Source organism: Phreatobacter sp., assembly GCF_016793595.1.
Taxonomy (GTDB): Bacteria; Pseudomonadota; Alphaproteobacteria; order Rhizobiales; family Phreatobacteraceae; genus Phreatobacter.
Window position 1 is genome coordinate 1 of sequence record NZ_JAEULY010000005.1, and the last position, 23,952, is coordinate 23,952.

Consider the following 23,952-nt stretch of genomic DNA (forward strand, 5'->3'; position numbering starts at 1 on the left):
CACGCGGCAACAGAGGCTCGATACGAGCCCATTCCTCATCACTCAGCCATTGAACCCGCTTCGCCATCCCAAGACTCCTTCCAGGAGCCTTGAATCAGCAATGATCGATCCTCGCCAGAGCTTATCGAGTACGGACCCTAGGAGAATGAAGCGGTTGGGTGAGCCCAAACCGATCAGCGTGATTGCTATGTGATTGCTAGAGGGCTCAATGACGACCGCCAACCCGCCAACGGGGTCGGGGCAATCGTCTAAGTCATTGATATTATTTAAGGAGTTTGGTGGCGGACGCAGTCTCGGTAGCGTGGGTCTGCGGTCTGTTATTCCCTGAATTCCCTGCAATTCACCCGGGCACTTGGAAACTGTCTCCGGTGACGGCAATTCCTGTCGGTAGTTCAGCGCTTTAGGGGATCAATTCCCTGTTCTGAGAAACAGGGAATTGGGCACTTGCGCAGGGAATTGCCTTGGCAAAGGGACGTGCAACAGGCGGGATTTTGGGCTTCGGACGCTACCTTTAGCGGGTTTGAGCCTCTGGTCTTCGGGAAATCACCGGCACGATACGGGATATGGGCGCCGTTTCCCGGGATGAGAGACGCGAATTTCGGGATCGGCCGGGTCAATTCCGGGATTTCGTCGCCGGTATCTGCGATTTCGAGAGTGATATCCGGGATCTTGAAGCCAGTATGTGGGATTTTATACTGACGTTGGAAGCGTCGACAGAATTTGAATTTCGCATTGGTTGCTACGGAACAAAAGGTAAGGAAAATTGCCTTCTATGTTTTTACTTGAAATATCCGACGAGGTTGCGTCACCGTTTCGCTGTCGGGGCTGATTCGCCCTAGGTCAGCGTGAGGCGTTGATTCATGACGAGGACGACATCCTCCATTGAGCTGCGGCGCGTGTCGCAGCTCAAACCCTATCCAGGCAATGCACGGCGCCATTCGAAGGCGCAGGTCAAGCAGATTGCCACGAGTATCGAGCGGTTTGGGTTCACGAACCCGGTGCTTGTTAGCGATGACGACGAGATCGTCGCCGGCCACGGTCGCGTCATGGCGGCGAAGCAGCTTGGCCTTGCCGAAGTTCCTGTCATTCGCCTCTCGCATTTGTCGGCAGCAGAGCGTCGCGCCTATGTCCTGGCCGACAACAAGCTGGCGCTCAATGCGGGCTGGGATACTGAGCTCCTGGCGATCGAACTGCAGGGGCTCATCGATCTCGACTTCGATCTGTCGTTGACTGGATTCTCGATTGCCGAGATCGACCTGGTTCTGGACGAAGCCAAGGAGAGCGGAAGCACGGAGGCGGGCCCTCTCGACCATGTGCCGCCCGTGGGATCGCAGGCGGTGACGCGCCACGGCGATCTCTGGATCATGGGACGGCACAAGCTGTTATGCGGGGACGCCCGGCGGGGCAGCGACTATGCTCTGCTCCTCGGCAATGAGCCCGCCGATCTCATCTTCACAGACCCGCCCTACAACGTACCCATCGACGGTCACGTTTGCGGTTCTGGCCGCATCCGCCACCGTGAGTTCGCGATGGCCTCCGGCGAAATGTCCTCGACCGAGTTCACCGCGTTCCTGCGGACCTGCTTGTCCAACGCCGCCGATCACAGCCGGGACGGAGCGATCGCCTTCGTCTGCATGGACTGGCGCCACATGGCAGAGCTGCTTGCGGCTGGCAGCGCCGCATTCACTGAGCTGAAGAACCTATGCGTCTGGAACAAAACCAATGGCGGCATGGGCAGCTTCTATCGGTCCAAACACGAACTCGTCTTCGTCTTCAAGGTCGGAACCGCGCCGCACACCAACAGCTTCGGCCTTGGCGACACGGGCCGTTATCGCACCAATGTCTGGGACTATGCCGGCATCAGCTCCGTAGGGCGCGGACGCATGGAGGAACTTGCCATGCACCCGACCGTCAAGCCGGTCGCGCTCGTCGCTGACGCGATCCGCGATTGCTCGCGCCGCGGCGAGATCGTCCTCGACGCATTCGGTGGATCGGGAAGCACCCTCATTGCGGCGGACTCATGCGGCCGGCGTGCGCGATTGATCGAGTTCGATCCACTCTACTGCGACACGATCGTGCGGCGCTGGGAAGCGGTCACTGGCAAGGAGGCTCTGCTCGCAAGCGATGGCCGAACATTCAGCGATCTTGCCGACGAGAGTGCGGACCAGGCGACCTCGCCCAAGGCGAATGAGGTGCTGCAGTGAAGCGCCGCGAACCGCCTGACGCGCTGTCGAATACCTACGCAGTGGGATACGGCAAGCCGCCCGTCGCGACACGCTTTCAGAAAGGCAAGTCCGGCAATCCCAATGGCCGGCCGAGAAAGGCTGCTGCTAGCAAACAGCCAGGTCAGTCATTGACAGACGCTGTCCTCGATCTTGCCCGCCAATCGGTCACCGTGCGGGAGGGCGAGGACCATCGTCAGATCTCAGGTCGCGAGGTCGTCCTGAAATCGATCATGAAGTCGGCCGCATCCGGCAACTCGCGCTCGCAGCGGCACATGATGGAATTGTTTGCCGAAGCGGAGGCTGCAGAGACAGCACGGATTGAAGAGGATAACCGCGTCTGGACCCGGTACGTCGAGGTCAAAAAGGCTGAGATCGCTGACTGTGCGCGTCGCGGTGTCACTCCGCCGCGCATGGTCCCGCATCCCGAGGACATTTATATCTTCGAGGGCGAGCCGGTTGTGTTTGTCGGGCCCCGCACGGAGAAGGAAGCCGACGACCTGGACAAGCTTGCTTGGCTGAACGAGGCGCTGCTCCTCCACTATATTTGGGAGACCGACGTGCTTCCAAAACATCCGGAAGCAAGCGGCAAAGGGATATCGCTAGCGGGGTTGGCATTTTACTACATCAATCCTCTGCTTCCGAAGCGCATGCGACTGAGCGATGAGGACATAAGCCGCCAGATCGGACGGATGAGTTTCTGCTCCCGCGCTCGGGAGCGTGCGATGGTTGCTGACGCTTGGCAGAGGGCCTTACCCGGCCACTCGATCAAGCTGAAGCCCGTTCTGCTCACAGAAGAACTCCTGAAGAGCAGTGACGTCAGCCAACCTGTGCGTGATCAGCTAGCGAAGTTTCTGGCGACCATATCCTGACGCAATTGGACGCCAATGGACATGTCCCGCCAAGGCATGCGGGACGAGGTGTCCCATGGCTATTTTGATCGACAGTCGGAGTGACGAGACGGCCACGCCGCTGAAGCTCTCCATCCGCTGGAGGAGAATCTTCAGCAACGGGCGCGAATGGGACCGCAATGGCGAAATGGCCATCGGCCTCTACATCGGCGACGAACCGATATTCTCGCCAGCCGTCTTCGATTCCGGTTTCATGCGCGGCTTGCAACTGAGGCCTGGTGAGTTCTGTGGGGACAGCGACTACTGCGAGATTCTGCGCGACATTCCGCGCGCACTGAAGACCGGCGAGCGAACGGTCATCGAGGATTTCATCTGCCTCTTCACTCGCATCGTGATCGGCCCCGATCTGTTTGGGCCTGCGCCTAAAGCTGACCCTGAAGCCCGCTTCTTCGATGTCCTCGTCATCATCGACCACGGTGGCAGGTGGCACGGCCCAGCTGTCGGCAGCGGCGGACCAGCCGTCCTCCTGGGCGTGACGCGCAACGCGCTCGAACAGTTCTGGCGCGACCTCGTCTCAGAGGCCTTGGACCCCTCGGTGTGCGATGAGGTTTCGCGCGAACGGCTGGCGAAGGAGTTCAATGCTGAGGATGCAAACGAGCGCTAGGCACGCGCAATAGCTCCGAAGGACATGGTGGACGAGCGCTGCACCCGCGCGCCGCTTGCTCGCTGAGTTCGAGCGTTAGGCCCCTCACAGCTTGGCTATAACCTCGGCAATGGCGGGCACTGCTACCCCTCACGCGAAGGGCGCCACCACGGCAATCCATTCTACGGTGGTTTCGGCCTTTCGGCGCTGGGCGGGAGGGCTTCGGAATCGCCCTCGACGCTGCTGGCGGGCGACAATCGCCCAGCGCCTGGCTCGCAGGATTTGCTTTGCTGAGCTTGGCGATTTTTCTCGACCCGCTGGCGCTTAGGTGGTCCGGCAACAATCTTAAGAGTGCGTGGCATGAGCAAAATGGGCTGCGGATCAATCTGCTCGCTCCCGTTACGATCATTCTCGCACATTCTGTTCTGCGTCCTAGAAGCAGACACTGGGTGATAGTTCGACAGCGGACGTTCGGCCTCGGGATATGCAGCTTTCAGTTCAGGCTCCACTCGAGAAGACGGCGATCCGCCGTTGCTGCATCTATCGGATGCCCTGCAGGGCCGCCGAGCCTAAGCGTCGCGGCCGGCTGCGAAATCCGGCTTGCGCTTCTCAAGGAACGCGCGAATTCCTTCGGCACACTCTTTGGATCTGGCCGCAGTCACGACGGAGCGCGCTTCCCGCTCTAGATGATATTCCAGCGTGGAGTTGAAGCTTTCCGAGAGCAGATTGCGTGTCAGGCCTATGGCCTCGGTGGCAGCGCCAGCCAGCAGCGCCGTATACCGCTGTCGTTCATTCTCAAGCTCCGAATCCTCGACAGCGCGTGTGATGAGGCCGATCGCTTCGGCTTCGATTGCCGACACCCGGCGGTTGGTTAGGAGCATGTCCTGCGCCTTGCGCATCCCGATCAGGCGCGGCAGGTGCCAGGAGGTGCTGACGTCCGGGCTGAGGCCGATATTGATGTACCCCGCCGAGAAATGAGCCGATCTTGCCGCAATGACGATGTCACCGGCAGCGGCAAGGCCGAGACCGGCACCGGCTGCCGGTCCATTGACAACCACCAGCAAAGGCTTGGGCATTCGCATGAAGCGGGTGACCGCCATGTGCAGAACGCCGGCCAGTTCGCTGAAGTACGAGGGCATGCGGTCGCCGGCATCGATGAACGACTGGATGTCGCCTCCGCCGCAGAACAGGCGGCCGTTGCCAGAAAGGACAACACTACGGATTGAGCGATCCTGATCACAGCGGATCGCCGCCTGCAGCAGCTCCCGGGCAAGCGGCATATCGAGAGCGTTGCCCGTGCTGGGACGGTTGAGCGTAAGGTTGGCAATGCCATCCTTGACGACGACCAGCAGTGAACTGTCCATGGGACCTCCGGTGTGAGTGGTGATTGAAGCGAAGGGTGTCCTGGAACCCATTGACCTCGGGGGTCGCATCAGGGCGGCGATCGCCCGGCGGTGGTCAAAAGAAGGGGCAATCCCGAGCCGGGATTGCCCCAGGTTCAGTGACCGGAAAGGGAAGTCACCGCGCTACGAGATCATCCGGCCAAGGCACAGCCGCCGGCGTTGAGTGGACGGAAAGCCTCGACGGCGGGGATGCTGGAAATCTGCTTGTAGAGATCCCATTCGCCCTTCGACTCGTTCGGCTTCTTCACCTCAAAAAGGTGCATGTCGTGCAACTTGCGCCCATCGCGCCGCACCGTGCCCTTGCCGAACGCCAGGTCGTCCGTGGGCAGTTGATCGGCGCGCGGACGCGGCCGAGAACCTTGCCGCCGGCAGCTTCGACGAAGCTTGTGGTGTCCCGCTCCAGCGCATGACCGAAGGCGTAGTCGGCGGTGATGAAGAACCACTTGTCACGCCCGGCACGAGTAAGCGCACCGCCTGTGCCGCGGCTAAGCGCATAGGTGTCGTAGGTCCATTGAATCGTGTTCGGCGTGCAGGCGCGGCCGGTGAAATCGGAGCTCGCGGGGCCCGACGCCAGGAACACCTTGTTGCGTTCCTTGGTAAGCGAATTCACGGCGAGGCCTACCGCGGAGTTTGCCACGTCCACGATCGCGTCGACACCGGCCTCGTCATACCAACGGCGCGCCAGGGTGGCGCCAACATCGGCCTTGTTCTGGTGATCGGCGGAAAGAATCTCGACCTTGAGGTCGGGTCGGGTGCGATTGAACTCCTCAGCCGCGAGACGCGCCCCGATGATGCAGCCCTGGCCGGACAGGTCGGCATAAGGCCCGCTGAGATCGGTCAGGACGCCGAGCTTCACCGAGGTTGTCGCAGCTCTGGCCGTCACGACGAAGGGCGAGAGCATCAACGAAGCGCCAGCGGCCGCCGAGCCAAGCCACTGCCGGCGTGAAAGTGCAAGCGCGCCTGCGGGCGGTTTGGATCTTGTCATATGGGGTCCTCCTCGGGATGGCGGCGTCTGAGCGCCTTGGATCCATGTTTGCGACAGTGTTCATTTATGTCAACATATTGATCCTTATCGAGCAAAGATTCTTTGAGTCGCCTGTCATTAATGCCAAATATGCGACTCATTTATCGAAGCGTCGTGCAATATCGTGATTCTATATAACAATATATTGACGTAATTGGTCAGCACGGTGGCGCAGCAAGTTGCACGCCGCCGGTCGCTCGCCGGCAGCTGCCTGGACGCAAGAGGGAAATGGGGGCCTATTTGCCGTGGCGCTTGGGCAACCCGACCTTTGAGAGTTCGACCTTCGCCAGATCGCTCTGCAGAACATTCAGGGAATGAACGAGCGAGACGCGCGCATCGAACGAAAAGTGCGCAGAAGCCTGGTCGTAGAACAGCGAGATTCTGGCTCTGATTTCTTTCCAGAACGTCCGCCCTCGCGGCGTGAGCCGCACGATGCGTGAGCGCTTGTCTCCATCGTCGGCGACCCTTCGGACAAGGCCATCGCGTTCCAGCCGCTTCAGAACGCCGTCGAGGTTCTGGCGCGTGACGACGAGATACTCGCCAAGCTGGCTGAGCGGGATTCCCGAAGCATACTTCTCGCGGGAAAGCGCGCCAAGGACGGCCCACTGAACGGTCGTGATACCGAGTTGTTGCACCGACTGGCGTTGCAGCTCGTTGCCAAGCTGAAAGAGCCGGAAAAAGATCCGATTGTTGAGCTGATCGGTCGCATTGTCGCTGGACGAGAGCTCGGGCGCCACCGGTATGCCCTCCTGGGGTGGCTGGCGCGTGGAACGCCGGCGCACCGCAGTCGAAGCGTCGGCTGCAATAGCCTTACGGGACTTTCGGCCAGTTTGGCTGTCCTTGCTCATCCGCCTGCCTTCGCGTTCATCCGCCGCCTTAATAGCGAAGACGTTGCCTTCGCAACAGCAGAACGTGCCGGCCCAAGATCAACGGCTCGGGCCGGCGAGCGGTCAGGCCTGGCGGAACTTCGCGGGCCGCTTTTCCAGAAAGGCTTTGACCCCCTCCTTGGACTCTTCGGTCTGGTAGAAGAGGGCCAGCGCCTGCATCCCCAGAGCCGAGATGCCGCGGATGGAGTCCGAGTCCTGGTTGAAGGACTTCTTGGCGATCGCGATTGCCGTGGGGCTCAGCGCCGCGATTTCCATGCACCAGCGTTCAACCTCTTCGTCGAGCTGCTCCGGGGGCACCACGGCGTTGATCAGACCCATCTGCAACGCCTGCTCCGCAGGGTAGCGACGGCAGAGCATCCAGATTTCGCGAGCCTTCTTCTCTCCGACCACTCGCGCCAGCAGGGCGGTGCCGAAGCCGGGGTCCACGGAACCGACCTTGGGGCCGACCTGACCAAACACAGCATTCGACGAAGCGATAGCCAGATCGCAGCAGGTCACCAGCACGTTGCCACCGCCGATCGCGAATCCGTTGACGCGGGCGATGACGGGCTTGGGCACATCGCGGATGAGGGTCTGAAGCTCCTCCACGGGCAGGCCGATCGTGCCGCGGCCATCATAGGCGCCGTCATGCGCCGACTGGTCGCCGCCGGTACAGAATGCCTTGGTCCCGGCCCCTGTCAGAACAATTGCCGCGATGGATTTATCCCATCCGGCCTTCGAGAAGGCCGCGATCAGCTCCTCGCAGGTCTGGCCGCGGAAGGCATTGTATTTGTCAGGCCGGTTGATCGTAATCCATGCGGCCGATCCCCTGACTTCGTAGGTGATGTCCTGATAGCTCATGTGCGGCTCCTCATCCGTGCATCGTCAAACCGCCGGACACGCTGATCGTTTGTCCGGTAATGAAATCGGCGTCGCTGCTGGCAAGGAATGCGATGATGCCAGGCAGATCGTCCGGCTGCCCCAGCCGCTTGAGCGGAATGGACTTCTGCAGCTTGTCGTAGATCTTCTGGCCGTACTCGCCTTCACCGATGAAGGAGCGCAGCAGGGCCGTATCGGTCGGGCCGGGGCAAACGACGTTGACGTTGACGCCGCTGCGCGCGCACTCGCGCGCGATGGTCTTTGAGAAGGAAATGATTCCACCCTTGCAGGCCGCATAGACGGACTCGCCCGAAGAGCCCACGCGGCCCGCATCCGACGCGATGTTGATCACCTTGCCCCTTCCGGACTTGAGAAGGTGGGGCAGTACGGCCTTGTGAAGATTGAGGGGGCCGCGAAGGTTGATCGCGATGATGTGATCCCACAACGACGGCTCGGTCTCGAGGAACGGTTTGGCGACGTCCCAGCCCGCGTTGTTCACGAGAATGTCGAGCTGGCCGAAATGCGCCACGGCCCGCTCGACGGCGTTCTGCACGGCGGCATACTGGATGATATCGAAAGCCAGCGGCAGGACATCTCCGCCCTTCGCCGCAAGCTTCTCCTTCAGCACCTGCAAAGCGGCCTCATTGAGGTCGCAGGCAACAAGCCTGATGCCTTCTTCGACGAAGCGCTGGCAGATGGCTTGGCCGATGCCGCCGGCAGCGCCGGTCACAAGGGCAACCCGGTCCTTAAGGCCCTTCATTATATGTCTCCAGGAATGCGTTGCGTTAAACTGCGGTCGATCTTGAATCGACCAACTCGCGCAGCTTGAATTTTTGCACTTTGCCGGTCGCCGTCCGCTCGATGGGGCCGAAGATCACCTTCTTCGGCACCTTGAACCTGGCGAGCCTTGCCCGACAGAACTCCAGGATGTCCTCGACCGATACGCGCCCCGCATCCGGCTTGAGCTCAATGAAGGCGCAGGGGGATTCTCCCCACTTCTCGTCCTTCATCGCGATGACCGCGGCCGAAGAAATGGCTGGGTGCTTGTAGAGGATGTCCTCGACCTCGATGGAGGAAATGTTCTCGCCTCCCGAGATGATGATGTCCTTTGAGCGGTCCTTGATCTCGACGTATCCGTCCTGGTGGAGCACGGCGAGATCGCCCGTTCGATACCAGCCGCCCGCGAAGACCTCCTCCGTCGCCGTTGGATTCTTCAGGTAGCCCTTCATTCCGCAATTGCCGCGGAACATGATCTCGCCCATGACCCTCCCGTTGCTGGGAACGGCGTTCATCGTTGCGGGATCCGCGACGAGCATGCCGTCGGTAACGACCGTGCGAACGCCTTGCCGCGCCATGACCGCAGACCGCGTATCGGGCGAAAGGGCGTCCCATTCGCGGTGCCAGTCGCAGAGCGACACCACGCCATGCATTTCGGTCGATCCGTACACGTGCCGAACGACGAATCCGAGCTCTTCCGTCGCCTTCAGGATGGCGGCCGGGGGAGCCGAGCCCGCCGTCATGACGGCCACCGGCTTGGCAAGTTTGCGGCCAACGCGATTGGCACCCTCGACGAGCATGGAAAGGACTGTCGGCGCGCCGCACAGATGCGTCCCACCGTGCGTTTCAATGGCATCGAAGATTTCGTCCGCAACCACGCGCCGAAGGCAGACATGCGTGGCCCCCAGCGCGGCGACCGCCCAGGAAAAGCACCAGCCGTTGCAGTGGAACATCGGCAAGGTCCAGACATAGACCGAATTGCTGTCCATCTGATGATGCAGGAGCTGGCCGAGGGCATTGAGATACACGCCCCGGTGATGGAACAGCGCCCCCTTGGGATTGCCGGTCGTACCGGAGGTGTAGTTCAGCGAAATCGCGTCGAACTCGTCGTCCGGCCAGACGATCTCGTCGTCCGGCTTTCCCGACCGCAGGAAGTCCTCGTAACTGTGGTCGCCGATCCGCTCTCCACCTTCGGCGTAGATGTCTTCGATATCGACGACGAGGGGGCGTTTGGTGAGCTTCGACAGCGCGTCCCGAGCGACACCGCTCCACTGCTTGTCGACGAGGAAACCTTGGTCTCGCTATGCTCGAGGATGAAGGCGATCGCCGCTGGGTCGAGCCTGGTGTTGAGCGTGTTGAGGATGCCGCCGGACATAGGCACGCCGAAGTGCGCCTCAAGCATGGCGGGCGTGTTGGGGCTCACCACCGAGACGATGTCACCGCGGCCGACGCCAACCTTCCGCAACGCCGACGCGAGGAGCCGGCATCGCGCGGCATGCTCCCGCCAGGTAAAGCGCTGATCACCGTGGATGATCGCGACCCGGTCCGGAAAAACGTCCGCCGACCGGAACAGGAAGTTGATGGGCGACATGGGGCGGAAATTTGCCGGCCGACGCTGGAGAAAATCGGCATCGAGATCCAGGGCCATTGGAGCCTCCCAGGAAGAGCCGTCGTTCGACGGCATTTTTGATGGACGTGGGGAGCAAGTTAGAGGCGGTTTCCGATCACGGCGCCCTCGTAGATGGCGCGTTTGGCGTCGAGCTCGCCCGCCAGTTTCGCGCCGCCGACGAGATGCACGGACTGCCCGCGTGCCTCGAGCTCGTCGGCAAGGCTTCTTGCCGAGACTTGGCCAGCGCAGACGACGATCGTGTCGGCCGGTAGAACCTCGATGCGGTCGCTGACCGCGATGTGAAGCCCTTCGGCGTCAATCTTCAGGTACTGAGCCTCGGCAATCTGTCGAACGCCGAAGTCCTTGAGCTCCTGCCGCAGGATCCAGCCTGTGCTCTTGCCAAGCGTCCGTCCGAATGGGCCTGCCGAACGCTTGAGCATGGTGATCGAGCGCTTGGCGGGATGCAGCGTTTTTCCTGTGCCGATGCCCCAGCGCTGCTCGAACTGTTCGACCGATTGCCGTCCGGCATGCTCGCCTGTTGCGAGGAGCAGCGCCACGTCGTGGCCAATGCCGCCCGCCCCGATGATGACGACACGGTTGCCGGCCGTGACGGAGCCGTCGAGAATGCTGGTGTAGCCAACCACGCGAGGATCATTCGCCCCCGGGATATCCAGCGGGCGCGGATCGATGCCGGTCGACACAATGACTTCGTCATAGTTGTCTCGGCTGAGAGCCTCGATGCCGACGCGCTGGCCCGTGCGAACTTCGACCCCCGCAGCGTCCAGCTGACGCCGAAGACTCTCGATCGCCAGACCGTAGTCCTCCTTGCCGGGGATATGCGCCGCCAGAGAGAACTGGCCACCGATCTCTCGGCCGCCCTCGTAGAGGGTGACGGCGTGACCTCGCCGGCCGGCCTCAAGGGCGGCCGCAATGCCTGCGACGCCGCCGCCGACGACACCGACCCGCTTCGTCTGGGCGGCAGGCTCGTCGGAAAATTCGACTTCGCGCGCCGCTCTTGGATTGACGAGGCAGCTAATCACCTGACCGGTGAAATAGTGGTCCAGACATGCCTGGTTACAGGCAATGCAGATGTTGATCTGATCTGGCCGGGCGTCGCGCACCTTGTTGACGAAATCGGCATCGGCGAGGAACGGCCGCGCCATGGAAATCAGATCGGCCGCGCCGCTTGAGAGCAGATGCTCTGCGACGTCGGGAAGATTGATCCTGTTGCTTGCCGTCACCGGAATGCCGACGGCTTCCTTGATCCGGCGCGTCGCATTGGCGAACGCTGCATGAGGTACCGCGCCAGCGATCGTCGGCACGGTCGATTCATGCCAGCCAATGCCCGTTGAAAGCAGGTCCGCGCCGGCCTTTTCGACCGCCTGTGCAAGCCAGACGGTGTCGTCGTCGCTCAGCCCGCCCTCGATCAGTTCGAGCGCCGAAATGCGGTAGCAAAGGATCTTCTCGCCGACGGCCTCGCGAACGGCCCTCACGACCGAAAGAGGAAACCGTGCCCTGTTCTCAAGCGAACCGCCCCATTCGTCCTCTCGGAAATTGGTTCGGACGGCCAGGAACTCGCTGATGAGATATCCTTCCGAGCCCATCACCTCGATGCCGTCATATCCGGCCTGAATGGCGAGCCTGGCCGTGTTGGCATAGGCATCGACGGTCTTGCCGATTTCCGCCGGAGTGAGTTCGCGAGGGACATCGCGATTGATCGGTGATTTCACCGCTGATGGGGCGACAATGGCGGGGTGGTAGCCGTAGCGGCCGGCATGGAGGATCTGCAGCAGAATCCGTCCGCCGGCTGCATGAACGGCTTCGGTGATAACGCGGTGGGCGCTGACCTGATCAGCCCGCTCCAGCGTGCCGGGCTCGTCCTTCATCCGTCCTGCATAGGTGGGCGCGAATCCACCGGTGACGATGAGCGCCGCACCGCCGCGCGCCCGGTCAGCGTAGAAGCGGGCTAGTTGATCGAACCGCTCGGGGTGGCATTCGAGGCCGGTGTGCATGGAGCCCATCACCATGCGGTTCGGCAGCGTGGTCTTGCCGACGCGAATGGGTTGCAGAATGGGCGAAGATGCCGCTGACATCTCGTTTCCTCCGTGGGCGCCCTGTCGCGCTCGTCATTGGTTTCCAGAGACAAACCCATCGGCGATTCAATGTCAATATGTTTGCGTATTACCCATCCGTCGACACCTTGCGCAGCATCACTATATGCCAAAATATGAGATTTTCGATGACGCTCAAATCTCAGATGGGCAAATATTATAACAACATATTGACACGATTGAGAGCCAGGTTTAGCTAGCAACGGCGGACCGCCATTTCCTGGAAATGCGGCTACTTTCGACGAGAAAGCGCGCGAGGAGGCCTACCGATGCTGAAGTCCTTTGCTCACCTCGACCAGTCGCGAAAGTGGTCACCGGAGGAGAATATCGCGCTCGATCAGGTCCGGCGGCTGGCCACCGACGTGCTGAGGCCCAATGCCGATCGTTTCGATGAAACCAAAGAGTTCCCGTGGGCCAACATCGAAGCGTTCAGGGCGGTTGGCTTGAACGGCATTTTCGTGCCCGAGGAGTATGGCGGGTCTCCCATCAGCTACCGGTGTTATCTCGAGGCCGTTCGCATCATCTCGGAGGCTTGCGCTGCGACCGGAATTATCTTCGGGACCAGTGCCGCGACGATCAATCCGATCCTCGAATATGGGAACGAGGAGCAAAAGCAGCGTTTCATCCGTCCGATCGTCGAGGGGGGTCTGGGCGCGCTGGCGATCACCGAGCCTCACGCCGGATCGGACGGTGGATCGGTCGTCACCAGGTTTGAGCCGCAGGGCGATCAGATCGTCATCAACGGACGCAAGATTTTCATCACCACGGGCGACGTAGCCGACATTCTGCTGCTGTTCGGCAAATGGGCCGGCCCCGAGAATTCGCCGAAGGCGGTCAGCGCAGTGGTCGTCGAGAAGGGCACGCCCGGCTTCGAAGTCGCGCGCCTCGAAACAAAGATGGGCACCCATGCCTCATCGACCGCCGAGCTTGTGTTCACAGACTGCCGGATTCCGCGAGCCAATCTGCTTGGGAACCCGGGCGATGGCATGAAGATCATGATGGCGACCTTGAACAAGTCCCGCCCGAGCGTTGCCGCTCAGGCCCTCGGTATCGCATCCGCCGCGTTCAGCGACATGGTCGCCTACGCCAACGAGCGCCGGCAGGGCGGCAAGCGGATTGTCGAGCACCAAGCCATCGCCTTCATGATCGCGGATCTGGCGATCGAACTGATGGCTGCCCGGACGCTGATGGATCACGTCGGCATGCTGGTCGACGACGGCGTCAAGGACATCAGCGTTGAAGCCTCCATGGTGAAGGTGAAAGCGTCCGATCTCGCCATGCGGCTCAGCAGCGCCTGGCCTCGCAGCTTGTAGAGCGCACCAAACGGCCAAGCCCAAACGGACTGCTACGCGGCCTGCTCTTCGACTCGCGCGGCAATCGGATGTCGCCGAGCTACACGATGAAGCATGGTGCTCGATACCACTACTACATCTCCAGGGCGCTCTTGGAGAACCGCAAGGCGGAGGCAGGCTCGCCGCCACGCGCCAGCGCCACGACGATCGACGACATCGTGCTCGGCGCTCTGCGGCAACATGCGCGGGAGATTCCGTTAGCCGACGCTGCACAGCGTGAGCTGGTGCTTGAGCTGATCGAGCGGGTTGAGGTTCACCGTAGCCAAATCACAATCACGTACGCGAACCACCTCGCCGGTAATGATCGCATCGTCGCGCTGCCATGGTCACCGCGGCAGACGAAGCCTGAGAAGATCGTTCACGAGGCAGCGGCAGCGAGCAACAAGGTCGCAGCTGCCGCCCCTCAGCAGCGCGCCAATCGCGAGCGCCTGATCAAGGCGATCGTCAAGGCGCGCTCATGGCTCGATGACCTGATCGCCGGTCGCACCGAAAGCGTTGACGCAATTGCCGACAGCGAGGGTAAGAGCAGCCGCAACATACGCATGATGATCCAGCTCGCCTTCCTCGATCCTCAGATCGTCGAGGCGGTCGTCGATGGCCGATTGCCCGACAGCATCGGCGCGACAGAGATCGTCACGGACCTCCCGATGGCCTGGCACGAACAGCGTCGGCTCCTGGGCGCTTAAGCCCGACCTCCGATCCACGAACAATCCCGACAACCATCAGCAGGCAACGAGGGCTGGGGCAATCTGGGCCTCGCAAACGTTCGTAGTGCTCCGACGTTGGACAAAAGGTCGAACCACTCTCCGGGCAAGTTCGAACCCGTCTCGGCCATCAACGATCGGACATTCTACTTCCGCCCCGGAGAATGGTCGCCGTTGAAGAGGTTGAAAGGGCGCAGAACAGAGTCTCAGACGTGCTCGAATGCCGAACCGGGTCGCTAAGTCCCTAGAAAAACGCGAGAATTACGCTGGCAGGGATAGCCGCGAGTTAGAACCGGGTGGTTGGTGGAGCCAGGCGGGATCGAACCGCCGACCTCTTGAATGCCATTCAAGCGCTCTCCCAGCTGAGCTATGGCCCCACATGCTCTGACGAGCCTTGGCGGATCTTGGGTCTTCCGCCTGTGTGCCGGCCCCGGAGGGGCAGGCGGCGCGGCGAGGCAAGGCCCCGCTGCGGAGCGCGTGTTTGGCACATTTCGCTGGAGGCATCAAGCGCGCGATTGGTGTTTTTTCCACCGGGCCAATCATGACCTGGCGGCGGTGGTGCCGGGTGGCGCAGGCCGGCCCGCACACGGCTGAAATGCTGCTTTGCATGGAATGTGCTCCACTCATTCAACTTCTTCTTAATTGGCCCGGAATTACCGTCGCCTACGACGAGCTTTCGGCCTTCGGGCAGAGCAGGGCGAGAATGGCGGCGGCATCCATCATCGAGGAACTGGAGGAGGTCATCTCCCGCGGCACGAGCGATCGCCGGGTGGAAACCCTGCGCCGCGTGACCGACCTGTTCCTGAACGATGCCGACCGCTACACCGAAGCGCAGATCGAGCTGTTCGACGACGTGATCATGCGGCTGTCGACGGCGATGGAGAGGGCCGTCCGCCAGCAGCTCGCCGAGCGTCTCGCGCCGGTGATGAGCGCTCCGAAGACCGTGATCCGCAGCCTCGCGCAGGACGACGAGATCGACGTCGCGCGGCCCATCCTCATGCTGTCCGCGCAGCTGGACGACAAGACCCTCGCCGGCATCGCCCGCACCAAGAGCCAGGAGCACATGCTGGCCATTGCCGGGCGCAAGACCATTGGCGAGAAGGTCACAGACGTGCTGGTCGAGCGCGGCGATGCCCGCGTCGCGTTGTCGGTCGCCTCGAACGATGGCGCGAGATTCTCGTCGGAAGGCTACGGCGCGCTGGTGGAGCGCGCCAAGGGCGACGACACGCTCGCCGAATGCATCGGTTTGCGACAGGACATCCCGCCCTACCTGTTCCGCGTGATCCTCGCGACCGCGCGCGAGAACGTTCGCAAGCGTCTGATTGCCTCGACCACCGCGCGCGAGAAGGTGCAGCTTGCAGGAGCGATCGCCGGCGTCGCCGACCGCATCGCGGTCGGAACCGCGACCTCGGCGCGCGATCTGACCGCCATCCACCGCGCCATTGTGGTGATGAACAACCGGGGCGAACTCGGCGAGGCTCAGCTCAAGGCCTATGCCGAGGCCGGCAAGACCGACGAGACCGTCTGCGCGCTGTCGGTGCTGTGTGGTGTTCCGCTCGACATGGTGGAGCGGCTGTTCATCGGCGAGCGCCCGGACCCGATCCTCATTCTCGCCCGCTCCGCCGGCCTGTCGTGGCCGACGCTGCGCGCGGTATTGAAGACGCGGCCGGGAGCGGCCGGAACATCGGCCGCCGGGCTCGACGAGACGCGGGAAAGCTACGACAAGCTCACCGCCAACACCGCGCTGCGCGTACTGCGCTTCTGGCAGGTGCGCGAGAGTTCGGCCAAGGCGAGCTGAACGGCGGCGCCGCAGGCAGAGCCGGCGGCGCCACGCCCAAGGGGTCAGTGCAGGCTGACCGTTTCCAGTTCGTTCTGCCAGGCATTGGCCTCGGCATCCTCGCGCCTGTCCGTCACCATGATCGGCGTGCCGTCGGCCGAAACGAGGGCGAACAGGTCCAGGCCCGGCGGCAATTCGGGCGCCTGCGGGAACATCCGCGAAATGTCGTCCGAGCGCATCGGCTTCACATAGGCGACCTTCGCCATGCCGAGCTTGGCGAGGATTTCGGGGGTGATGGTCTGAGTCAGGTCATTCTGCGTCAGGTCGTGGGTCATGATGAACCTCCTCGATAGGCAGGTTGCAGGTCGCGGCGGCTGGACCGGTCAGTCCTGGGCCGCGATGTCGATCCGCCGCACGATCCTTTCAGGCTCCGGACGGGCAAGATCGATCGACAGGAGCCCGTTCTTCAGGTCGGCTCCGATAACCTCCATTCCGTCGGCCAGCACGAAGACGCGCTGGAACTGGCGGGCGGCGATGCCGCGATGGATGAAATTGCGCGTCTCGCCGTCATCCTGCTGGCGGCCGCGGATGGTCAGCTGACTTTCCTCGACCGTGACGTCGAGCTGGTCGCGGGTAAAGCCCGCAACGGCCAGCGTGATCCGCAGCCTTTCGGGTTCTCCGCCACCCGGCGCGATCCGCTCGATATTGTAGGGCGGATAGCCGTCACCGGCCTTGGCGACCCGATCCAGAACCCGTTCGAGCTGATCGAAGCCGAGCAGGAAGGGCGATGACAGCGACGGCATGCGCGACATGGGGCGAAGTCCTCGAAAGAGCGACATCGGCAGGGCCCCGAAGGCGCCCCGCGGCCCGGAAAAGCTCCGGACATCGGCGAATATGGATATGGCCGCGACGGATCGCAAGGACGGCCGCAAGCTGCCGGCGGAACTCCGGCGTCAGCCGCCGATGCGCTTGCCGCTGTCCTTGTCGAACAGGTGCAGGTGGTCGGCGGTTGCCACGACCGAGACTGGCGTGCCCGGCTCCAGCAGCGCCTTGCCGGGCAGACGGGCGATGATGTCCTGCCCCGAGCCTCCCAGCGGACCATAGACGAAGGTCTCCGCGCCCACGGCCTCGACGGCTGTGACGGGGAAGGAGAGGCCGACCGCGCCATCGGGCGGAGAATTGGTGGTGACGATGAGATGCTCCGGCCTGATGCCGAGGATCGCGCCGCCGGCGGGCACGGCGAGGCCCTTGCCTCCCGTCAGTCCCCCCGCCTTCGCGCCGCCGTCGCCGGGCTCCACCGGGATCAGGTTCATCGGCGGCGCGCCGATGAAGCTCGCCACGAAGGTCGAGGCCGGCTTCTCGTAAAGGTCGAGCGGCGCGCCGGCCTGCTCCACCAGGCCCTTGTTCATCACCACCAGCGTATCGGCCAGCGTCATCGCCTCGAGCTGGTCGTGGGTGACATAGACCGAGGTGACGCCCAGCGCCCGCTGCAGCTTCTTGATCTCGACGCGCATCTGGATGCGCAGCTTGGCGTCGAGGTTCGACAGAGGCTCGTCGAACAGGAACACTTTGGGCTTGCGCACGATGGCGCGGCCCATGGCGACGCGCTGGCGCTGACCGCCGGAAAGCTGGCGCGGCTTGCGGTCGAGGAACGGCGTGATCTCCAGGATTCGGGCCGCCTCCTTCACCCGCGCATCGATCTCGTCCTTCGGCGTCTTCCGGTTGCGCAGACCATAGGCCATGTTGTCGTACACGCTCATATGCGGATAGAGCGCGTAGTTCTGAAACACCATGGCGATGTCGCGCTCGGCGGGTTCCTTCTCGTTCACGCGCCCACCGGCGATGCGGCAGTCGCCGGACGTGATCGTTTCCAGCCCCGCGATCATGCGCAGCAGCGTGGACTTGCCGCAGCCCGACGGGCCGACGAGCACGCAGAAGGCGCCGGACGGCACGGTGATATCGACGCCGCGAACGGCCTCGACATTGCCGGCATAGACCTTGCGCACCTGGTCGAGAACGACCTCGCTCATGGGAGTTCCTTACTTCTCGGTCTCGACGAGGCCCTTCACGAAGAGCCTTTGCATCAGGATCACCACGAGCACTGGCGGCAGCATGGCGAGCACGGCCGTCGCCATGGCGATCTGCCACTCTGTCAGCGCATCCTGCGTCACGATCATTTTCTTGATGCCGATGACGATGGTCTGCATGCTGTCGCGCGTCGTGATCAGCAGCGGCCAGAGGTACTGGTTCCAGCCGTAGATGAACTGGATCACGAACAGCGCGGCGATCGAGGTGATCGACAGCGGCAGCAGCGTGTCCTTGAAGAACTGCATCGGCCCCGCGCCGTCGATCTTCGACGCCTCCACCAGTTCGTCCGGCACGGTCATGAAGAACTGGCGGAACAGCAGCGTCGCGGTCGCCGAGGCGATCAGCGGGATGGTGAGGCCGGCATAGCTGTCGAGCAGGCCGAGGTCCGAGACGATCTTGTAGGTCGGGTAGATGCGCACCTCGACCGGCAGCATCAGGGTGACGAAGATCACCCAGAAGGCGGTCATGCGGAAGGGAAAGCGGAAGTAGACGATGGCGAAGGCCGAGATGATGGAGATGGCGATCTTGCCGATGGCGATCGTCAGCGCCATCACCAGGCTGTTGAACATCATGCCGCCGACCGGCTCGCGGGTCGTGCGCGACGTGCCCACGAAGATCGTCTGGTAGTAGTTCTCGAGGAAGTGTGGGCCGGGCCGTAGCGGCATCTGCCCGTTGGAGATCGTGGCGGGGTCCCAGGTCGAGGCGACAAAGGCCACGTAGACCGGGAAGGCGACCACCGCGATGCCGATCAGCAGGATCAGGTGCGGCAGGTAGCTGAAGATCGTCTTTCTCTCGACCATCAGTACTGCACCTTGCGTTCGATGTAGCGGAACTGGATCGCGGTCATGCCGATGACCAGGATCATGAGGACCACGGATTGCGCGGCGGAGCCGCCGAGGTCGCCGCCGAGCCGGCCGTCGGAGAAGACCTTGTAGACCAGCGTCGTGGTCGCCTGGGCGGGGCCGCCGCCGGTCACCGAGTCGATGATGCCGAACGTGTCGAAGAACACGTAGACGATGTTCACCACCAGCAGGAAGAAGGTGGTGGGCGACAGAAGCGGGAAGATGATCGTCCAGAAGCGGCGGGCCGGGCGCGCGCCGTCGATGGCTGCCGCCTCGATGACGCTCTTCGGGATCGACTGGAGGCCGGCGAGGAAGAACAGGAAATTGTAGCTGATCTGCTTCCAGGTCGCGGCCATGACGACCAGCGAGAGCGCATGGTTGCCGTTCAGCGTCGGGTTCCAGTCGAAGCCGAGCGAGCGGATCGCCTGGGACACGAGGCCGAGCGAGGGCTGGAACATGAACAGCCACAGCACGCCGGCGACCGCGGGGGCGACGGCATAGGGCCACATCAGGAAGGTCTTGTAGGCGCCGGCCGCCTTGATCTGCTTGTCGGCCTGCACCGCCAGCAGCAGCGATAGCGACAGCGAGAACACCGTGACGAGGATGGAGAACACCGCCGTCGTCAGCATCGAGCGGTAGTAGTCGGGATTCGAAAACAGGTGCGCGTAATTCTCGAACCAGACGAACTGGCTTGACGTGCCGAAGGCGTCCTCGATCAGGAACGACTGCCGGACCGCCTGCGCGGCAGGCCAGTAGAAGAATACCAGGGTAATGATGAGCTGCGGCAGGAGGAGCGCGTAGGGCAGCAGCTTGCCGTCGAAGACAACGCGCTTTTCCATTCAGGAATTCCTTGGAAAGGGCGAGGGGCGGGTGTTCAAGCCCACCCCTCGGATTGTCGTCAGCGGGTTACGGTGCGCTCGAACTGGCGCAGCATCGCGTTGCCGCGCGAGACGGCCGCATCGAGCGCCGCCTGCGCCGACTTCTGGCCGGCCAGCGCCGCCTCGATCTCCTCGGCCCAGACGTCGCGCATCTGCACCATGTTGCCGAGGCGAAGGCCGCGCGAATTCTCGGTCGGCGGCTTGTTGGTGAGTTCGAGGATCGGCGTCTCCAGATAGGGGTTCTGGTTGTAGAAGCCGGATGCCTTGACCTGCTGATAGGCGGCCAGCGTGATCGGCAGGTAGCCGGAATCCGTATGCAGCTTGGCCTGCCGATTGGTGTCGGAGAGGAAGGCGAAGAACTTGGCGACGCCGCGATACTCGGCCGCCGCCTTGCCGCCCATCACCCACAGCGAGGCGCCGCCGAGGGTCGAGTTCTGCGGCGCGCCCTGCACGTCCGGGTAATAGGGCATCGGCGCATTGGCCCACTCGAACTTCGCATTGGCGCGCACGTTGCCGTAGAAGCCCGAGGAGGTCAGCATGATCGGGCACTCGCCCGAGGTGAAGCGGCCCTCGCCGGTATTGGTGCGGCCGGAATAGCTGAACGTGTTGTCGCGTTGCAGTTCGATCAGGCTCTGCAGATGGCGGACATGCAGCGGCGAGTTGAAGCGCAGTTCGGTGTCGAAGCCGTCGATGCCGTTGGCGCGGGTGGCCAGCGGCACGTTATGCCACACCGAGAACTGCTCGAGGTTCAGCCAGGTGATCCAGGCCGAGGAGAAGCCGCATTTGTCGTGACCGGCGGCGCGCAGCTTCTTGGCCGCGTCGAACAGTTCGGGCCAGGTTTTCGGCGGTTGGTCGGGGTTGAGCCCGGCGCGGCGGAACGCGTCCTTGTTGTACCACATCACGGAGGAGGACGAATTGAACGGGAACGACAGCATCTCGCCGCGCGAGGTGGAATAATAGCCGGCGACCGCCGGCAGATAGGCCTTCGGGTCGAACGGCTCGTTGGCGTCGGCCATGAGCTGGAACACCGGCTTGATGGCGCCGCGGGCGGCCATCATCGTGGCGGTGCCCACTTCGAAGACCTGCAGGATATGCGGGGCGTTGCCGGCGCGGAATGCGGCGATGCCGGCATTCATCGTGTCGGGATAGGAGCCCTTATACGTCGGGACGACGCGGAACTCGGTTTGCGAGGCGTTGAATTCCTGCGCCAGCTTGACGACCACCTCGTTGTTGGCGCCGGTCATGGCGTGCCACCACTGGATCTCGACCTGGGCGCTGGCGGGGCTCGCGGTCAGCATGGCTGCTGCGGCGGCCGCAAGCATGAAGCGGCGGTTCAACATCGAATACATCCTCCCAAAGAGCGCGACGGGGCGCCTGTTCGGCTTGGCGCCCCTCGGAGCGTGCCGTTCTGGGTCCGCGAAACGACGGACAAGTGACACCTTAATGAAGCTTCAGTGACAGGGTAAGGGGGCCGGAAGCGCTGTCCTGCGGCATTTTGCAGTCGATGTTCGCATCGACCGGATGATGCCGTGGCACGGAAGGTTGCGCCGGCGCCTATTGCACCCGGCATGCATCGGTCAGGCCCGGTGATAGGGGTGGCCGGCAAGAATGGTCATGGCGCGGTACAGCTGCTCCAGCACCATGACGCGGACGAGCTGGTGCGGCCAGGTCATGGCGCCGAAACAGAGCGTGCGGTCAGCTACGCGGCGCAGGGCGGGATCGAGCCCGTCGGGTCCGCCGATGACCAGGGTCATCGCGCCTTCGCCGGCATCCTTCCAGTCGCCGACAAGGCCCGCGAAACTCTCGCTGCCCATGGCCTCGCCTCGCTCGTCGAGGAGGATCATCCTGCCGCTCGCGTGGCGGCGGATGGCGGCGGCCTCGTCGGTCTTGCGGGCCGCGGCATCCGCCAGCCGGCTTTCGTCGATCTGGACGATGTCGAGCGAACGAAACCCGAGCGAGCGGCCTGCCTTGGCGGCGCGCTCGCTGTAACGGTCCGCAAGCTCCGCCTCGGGGCCGGACTTCATCCGGCCCACCGCGACGATCAGGAGGCGCATGGTCGGCCGGACGTCAGCCGGCCAGCCGGTCGCCGGGGCGGGCGGCGGACCACATCTTCTCGAGATTGTAGAACGTGCGAACCTCGGGCCGGAACACGTGGATGATGACGTCGCCGGCATCGACCAGCACCCAGTCGCAGGCGGGCATGCCCTCGACGCGCACGTCCTTCACGCCGGCCTCCTTCAGCGCCTTGAGCAGATAGTCGGCAAGGGCGCTGACGTGACGGTTCGACCGGCCCGACGACACCACCATGGCATCGGCGATCGAGGTCTTTCCGGCGAGGTCGATGGTCTGGATTTCCTCGGCTTTGTTCTCTTCCAGGGTCGCGAGGACAAGTTTCAGGACATCCGCGGCCACGGGGCTGGCGGGGGGCGTCCCGGCGGGCGCGGCCTTGGCCTTGCGCCCCGGCAGGGTTGTGGTGGACAGGGGTCCGATCCTCTCGGTTCAGGCGCGCACGGGCGCCGCAAGCCCAGACTATAGCCGAATCGGTGACGTTTGGAAAACGGCCTTCGGCGCGCGGATTGTTGGCCGCCGGTGCGAAGGCAGCCTGAAACCGGTCCGATACAGGGCGGCCGGTGGTGGCGCGCACGGTGCTGATGTCAGGGCTTGACCGCCATCAGTGGATAGGGTAATAAACCAATCAGTTAAATAACCATACGGTTCACTATGCCGCTGGATCCCCTCAGCACGACCCTCCAGGCGCTCGCCGACCCCACCCGCCGGGCAATCCTCGCGCGCCTCGCGGAGGGCGAGACCTCGGTGACGGAGCTGGCGAAGCCCTTCGCCATGAGCCTGCCGGCGGTCTCGAAACATCTGAAGGTGCTCGAACATGCAGGCCTCATCACGCGCAGCAGGGAGGCGCAGTGGCGGCCGTGCCGTCTCGAGGCTGCCCCGATGCGCGAGGCGGCGGAATGGCTCGAGCGCTACCGGGTGATGTGGGAGGCCAAGCTCGATCGTCTCGCGGACTATCTCGCGAGCATCGAGGACGAGCGCGATGGCGTGGCTCCGCTCGCTGCTGACGCCACCGCGACCGGGAGCGTCGACGATGACCGCTGACCGGAACGACGACAGGATCGGCGTGTTGAACGTCAACCACCCCGGCAACGTGCAGCGGCGCGATGCCCGCCGCGTCGCCGAGGTGCGCCGTGCCTATCTCAGCGTCCTGCCCGAAGCCTCGCCGGGGCTCACCATCGCCGAGGCAGAACGCCGCTTGATCCCGCTCCTGCCCGTCGAATTGTTTCCGGACGGCGTCAAGGCGGGATGGTGGGCGAGGGCCATCCAGCTGGACCTGGAGGCGCGCGGCATCATCGCCCGCGAACCCGTCCGCCCGCTACGCCTGCATCGTCGCCCCGAGGCGCGCGATTTCTCACCCGCTACGCCCTGAACTCTTCCCCCGACCCTGAATTTTCCCCCGACAAGGAGCAGACCGATGACCATGAGCCCGATCATTCCGCATCTGAACATCGACGGCGCGACCGCCGCGATCGACTTCTACGCCAAGGCGCTCGGCGCGACCGAAATGGCGCGCGTGCCGGCCGAGGACGGCAAGCGGCTGCTGCACGCGGCGCTCGTCATCAATGGCGGCCACGTGTTTCTTCACGACGATTTCCCTGAGTTCCAGAGCCCGAACGGCCGTTTCGCCCCGCCTCCCAGGATCGGCGGCGTCTCGGTGACCATGCACCTCACCGTCGATGACTGCGACGCCTGGTACGCCCGCGCCATCGCGGCTGGCGCCGTCGAGGTGGTCGCGCCGCACGATGCCTTCTGGGGCGACCGATACGGCCAGGTGAACGACCCCTACGGCCATTCCTGGAGCTTTGCCCACACCCTGTCGGCCAAGAGCTGAGCGACAGACGCCCGGAGACATCGCA

The 23,952-nt window shown here is 63.2% G+C and carries 22 protein-coding genes, 1 tRNA gene and 2 pseudogenes; 9 read left to right on the top strand and 16 right to left on the bottom strand.

Going from position 1 to position 23,952, the window contains the following annotated elements; genetic code table 11:
* Window positions 1-860 precede the first annotated feature (860 nt).
* The 3 genes from JNK84_RS09855 to JNK84_RS09865 are packed head-to-tail and all read left to right on the top strand — an operon-like array spanning window position 861 to window position 3,737.
* A complete protein-coding gene (locus JNK84_RS09855; RefSeq protein ID WP_293423569.1) occupies window positions 861-2,204 on the top strand; it encodes a site-specific DNA-methyltransferase in 1,344 nt (447 codons plus the stop codon).
* Window positions 2,201-3,094, top strand: a complete 894-nt coding sequence (locus JNK84_RS09860; protein WP_293423571.1) for a DUF5681 domain-containing protein — start codon at window positions 2,201-2,203, stop codon at window positions 3,092-3,094. The genes JNK84_RS09855 and JNK84_RS09860 overlap by 4 nt, the downstream gene beginning before the upstream one ends.
* 55 nt (window positions 3,095-3,149) lie before the next feature.
* On the top strand, window positions 3,150-3,737 hold the full coding sequence (locus JNK84_RS09865; RefSeq protein WP_293423573.1) for a hypothetical protein: 588 nt from the start codon (window positions 3,150-3,152) through the stop codon (window positions 3,735-3,737).
* 548 nt (window positions 3,738-4,285) lie between these two features.
* Here JNK84_RS09865 and JNK84_RS09870 read toward each other — a convergent pair.
* From JNK84_RS09870 to JNK84_RS09900, 7 genes and pseudogenes are all read right to left on the bottom strand, one after another.
* Complete coding sequence (locus JNK84_RS09870) at window positions 4,286-5,080, bottom strand: enoyl-CoA hydratase/isomerase family protein (protein ID WP_293423575.1); 795 nt, start codon at window positions 5,078-5,080, stop codon at window positions 4,286-4,288.
* Between the two features lie 170 nt (window positions 5,081-5,250).
* Window positions 5,251-6,020 (bottom strand): annotated as a pseudogene (locus JNK84_RS09875) (ABC transporter substrate-binding protein).
* A gap of 359 nt (window positions 6,021-6,379) precedes the next feature.
* Window positions 6,380-6,991, bottom strand: a complete 612-nt coding sequence (locus JNK84_RS09880) for a MarR family winged helix-turn-helix transcriptional regulator (RefSeq protein ID WP_293423577.1) — start codon at window positions 6,989-6,991, stop codon at window positions 6,380-6,382.
* 102 nt (window positions 6,992-7,093) lie between these two features.
* Complete coding sequence (locus JNK84_RS09885; protein ID WP_293423579.1) at window positions 7,094-7,870, bottom strand: enoyl-CoA hydratase-related protein; 777 nt, start codon at window positions 7,868-7,870, stop codon at window positions 7,094-7,096.
* Between the two features lie 10 nt (window positions 7,871-7,880).
* Window positions 7,881-8,648 carry a glucose 1-dehydrogenase gene (locus tag JNK84_RS09890; protein ID WP_293423581.1) on the bottom strand — a complete coding sequence of 256 codons (768 nt, stop codon included), beginning with the start codon at window positions 8,646-8,648 and terminating at the stop codon, window positions 7,881-7,883.
* Window positions 8,649-8,673: 25 nt separating this feature from the next.
* A pseudogene (locus JNK84_RS09895) lies at window positions 8,674-10,313 on the bottom strand (AMP-binding protein).
* 59 nt (window positions 10,314-10,372) lie between these two features.
* The gene (locus JNK84_RS09900; protein ID WP_293423583.1) at window positions 10,373-12,367 is read right to left on the bottom strand and encodes an oxidoreductase; all 1,995 of its coding nucleotides are present in this window, start codon (window positions 12,365-12,367) and stop codon (window positions 10,373-10,375) included.
* Window positions 12,368-12,654: 287 nt separating this feature from the next.
* On the opposite strand from JNK84_RS09900, the gene JNK84_RS09905 reads away from it, so the two are divergent.
* A complete protein-coding gene (locus JNK84_RS09905; RefSeq protein WP_293423585.1) occupies window positions 12,655-13,698 on the top strand; it encodes an acyl-CoA dehydrogenase family protein in 1,044 nt (347 codons plus the stop codon).
* An 86-nt stretch (window positions 13,699-13,784) separates the two neighbouring features.
* Complete coding sequence (locus JNK84_RS09910) at window positions 13,785-14,423, top strand: hypothetical protein (RefSeq protein ID WP_293423587.1); 639 nt, start codon at window positions 13,785-13,787, stop codon at window positions 14,421-14,423.
* Between the two features lie 319 nt (window positions 14,424-14,742).
* On the opposite strand, the gene JNK84_RS09915 is transcribed toward JNK84_RS09910, so the two are convergent.
* Window positions 14,743-14,818: transfer RNA gene (locus JNK84_RS09915), tRNA-Ala, on the bottom strand.
* A 326-nt stretch (window positions 14,819-15,144) separates the two neighbouring features.
* Between JNK84_RS09915 and JNK84_RS09920 the strand changes: the two genes are divergently transcribed.
* Window positions 15,145-16,239, top strand: a complete 1,095-nt coding sequence (locus JNK84_RS09920) for a DUF2336 domain-containing protein (protein ID WP_293423589.1) — start codon at window positions 15,145-15,147, stop codon at window positions 16,237-16,239.
* 44 nt (window positions 16,240-16,283) lie between these two features.
* Here JNK84_RS09920 and JNK84_RS09925 read toward each other — a convergent pair whose 3' ends face one another.
* From JNK84_RS09925 to rsfS, 8 genes are all read right to left on the bottom strand, one after another.
* Window positions 16,284-16,553: a DUF1150 domain-containing protein gene (locus JNK84_RS09925; RefSeq protein WP_293423591.1), complete on the bottom strand. Its 270-nt coding sequence runs from the start codon at window positions 16,551-16,553 to the stop codon at window positions 16,284-16,286.
* A 48-nt stretch (window positions 16,554-16,601) separates the two neighbouring features.
* Entirely contained in the window at window positions 16,602-17,030 is a 429-nt protein-coding gene (locus JNK84_RS09930; RefSeq protein WP_293423593.1) for an Hsp20 family protein, read from the bottom strand.
* 141 nt (window positions 17,031-17,171) lie between these two features.
* A complete protein-coding gene (locus JNK84_RS09935) occupies window positions 17,172-18,248 on the bottom strand; it encodes a sn-glycerol-3-phosphate import ATP-binding protein UgpC (RefSeq protein ID WP_293423595.1) in 1,077 nt (358 codons plus the stop codon).
* 9 nt (window positions 18,249-18,257) lie between these two features.
* On the bottom strand, window positions 18,258-19,106 hold the full coding sequence (gene ugpE, locus JNK84_RS09940; protein ID WP_293423597.1) for a sn-glycerol-3-phosphate ABC transporter permease UgpE: 849 nt from the start codon (window positions 19,104-19,106) through the stop codon (window positions 18,258-18,260).
* Entirely contained in the window at window positions 19,106-19,987 is an 882-nt protein-coding gene (gene ugpA / locus JNK84_RS09945; RefSeq protein ID WP_293423599.1) for a sn-glycerol-3-phosphate ABC transporter permease UgpA, read from the bottom strand. The genes ugpE and ugpA overlap by 1 nt, the downstream gene beginning before the upstream one ends.
* A gap of 59 nt (window positions 19,988-20,046) precedes the next feature.
* The gene (gene ugpB / locus JNK84_RS09950) at window positions 20,047-21,366 is read right to left on the bottom strand and encodes a sn-glycerol-3-phosphate ABC transporter substrate-binding protein UgpB (RefSeq protein WP_293423601.1); all 1,320 of its coding nucleotides are present in this window, start codon (window positions 21,364-21,366) and stop codon (window positions 20,047-20,049) included.
* Between the two features lie 237 nt (window positions 21,367-21,603).
* A complete protein-coding gene (gene rlmH, locus JNK84_RS09955; protein WP_293423603.1) occupies window positions 21,604-22,080 on the bottom strand; it encodes a 23S rRNA (pseudouridine(1915)-N(3))-methyltransferase RlmH in 477 nt (158 codons plus the stop codon).
* 13 nt (window positions 22,081-22,093) lie between these two features.
* Window positions 22,094-22,438: a ribosome silencing factor gene (gene rsfS / locus JNK84_RS09960; RefSeq protein ID WP_293423605.1), complete on the bottom strand. Its 345-nt coding sequence runs from the start codon at window positions 22,436-22,438 to the stop codon at window positions 22,094-22,096.
* 315 nt (window positions 22,439-22,753) lie between these two features.
* Here rsfS and JNK84_RS09965 point away from each other — a divergent pair, with 315 nt between their 5' ends.
* Genes JNK84_RS09965 through JNK84_RS09975 form a run of 3 tightly spaced genes read left to right on the top strand, consistent with a single transcriptional unit; the run spans window position 22,754 to window position 23,927 of the window.
* Window positions 22,754-23,137: an ArsR/SmtB family transcription factor gene (locus JNK84_RS09965; RefSeq protein WP_293423683.1), complete on the top strand. Its 384-nt coding sequence runs from the start codon at window positions 22,754-22,756 to the stop codon at window positions 23,135-23,137.
* Window positions 23,127-23,465 (top strand): DUF6958 family protein, encoded by a 339-nt coding sequence (locus JNK84_RS09970; protein ID WP_293423607.1) that lies wholly within the window; start codon window positions 23,127-23,129, stop codon window positions 23,463-23,465. The genes JNK84_RS09965 and JNK84_RS09970 overlap by 11 nt, the downstream gene beginning before the upstream one ends.
* A gap of 45 nt (window positions 23,466-23,510) precedes the next feature.
* Window positions 23,511-23,927, top strand: coding sequence for a VOC family protein (locus tag JNK84_RS09975; protein ID WP_293423609.1), 417 nt, complete (start codon window positions 23,511-23,513; stop codon window positions 23,925-23,927).
* Window positions 23,928-23,952: the final 25 nt, after the last annotated feature.

Bases quoted from the DNA above. Each gene is read 5' to 3' on its own strand.
- JNK84_RS09855 (WP_293423569.1), top strand. From the start codon at position 861: ATGACGAGGACGACATCCTCCATTGAGCTGCGGCGCGTGTCGCAGCTC.
- rlmH (WP_293423603.1), bottom strand. From the start codon at position 22,080: ATGCGCCTCCTGATCGTCGCGGTGGGCCGGATGAAGTCCGGCCCCGAG.
- ugpB (WP_293423601.1), bottom strand. From the start codon at position 21,366: ATGTTGAACCGCCGCTTCATGCTTGCGGCCGCCGCAGCAGCCATGCTG.
- JNK84_RS09890 (WP_293423581.1), bottom strand. From the start codon at position 8,648: ATGAAGGGCCTTAAGGACCGGGTTGCCCTTGTGACCGGCGCTGCCGGC.
- JNK84_RS09935 (WP_293423595.1), bottom strand. From the start codon at position 18,248: ATGAGCGAGGTCGTTCTCGACCAGGTGCGCAAGGTCTATGCCGGCAAT.
- JNK84_RS09880 (WP_293423577.1), bottom strand. From the start codon at position 6,991: ATGAGCAAGGACAGCCAAACTGGCCGAAAGTCCCGTAAGGCTATTGCA.
- JNK84_RS09925 (WP_293423591.1), bottom strand. From the start codon at position 16,553: ATGACCCACGACCTGACGCAGAATGACCTGACTCAGACCATCACCCCC.
- JNK84_RS09975 (WP_293423609.1), top strand. From the start codon at position 23,511: ATGACCATGAGCCCGATCATTCCGCATCTGAACATCGACGGCGCGACC.
- JNK84_RS09905 (WP_293423585.1), top strand. From the start codon at position 12,655: ATGCTGAAGTCCTTTGCTCACCTCGACCAGTCGCGAAAGTGGTCACCG.
- JNK84_RS09930 (WP_293423593.1), bottom strand. From the start codon at position 17,030: ATGTCGCGCATGCCGTCGCTGTCATCGCCCTTCCTGCTCGGCTTCGAT.
- JNK84_RS09920 (WP_293423589.1), top strand. From the start codon at position 15,145: ATGGCGGCGGCATCCATCATCGAGGAACTGGAGGAGGTCATCTCCCGC.
- JNK84_RS09865 (WP_293423573.1), top strand. From the start codon at position 3,150: ATGGCTATTTTGATCGACAGTCGGAGTGACGAGACGGCCACGCCGCTG.
- JNK84_RS09970 (WP_293423607.1), top strand. From the start codon at position 23,127: ATGACCGCTGACCGGAACGACGACAGGATCGGCGTGTTGAACGTCAAC.
- ugpA (WP_293423599.1), bottom strand. From the start codon at position 19,987: ATGGAAAAGCGCGTTGTCTTCGACGGCAAGCTGCTGCCCTACGCGCTC.
- JNK84_RS09870 (WP_293423575.1), bottom strand. From the start codon at position 5,080: ATGGACAGTTCACTGCTGGTCGTCGTCAAGGATGGCATTGCCAACCTT.
- JNK84_RS09900 (WP_293423583.1), bottom strand. From the start codon at position 12,367: ATGTCAGCGGCATCTTCGCCCATTCTGCAACCCATTCGCGTCGGCAAG.
- ugpE (WP_293423597.1), bottom strand. From the start codon at position 19,106: ATGGTCGAGAGAAAGACGATCTTCAGCTACCTGCCGCACCTGATCCTG.
- JNK84_RS09885 (WP_293423579.1), bottom strand. From the start codon at position 7,870: ATGAGCTATCAGGACATCACCTACGAAGTCAGGGGATCGGCCGCATGG.
- JNK84_RS09910 (WP_293423587.1), top strand. From the start codon at position 13,785: ATGAAGCATGGTGCTCGATACCACTACTACATCTCCAGGGCGCTCTTG.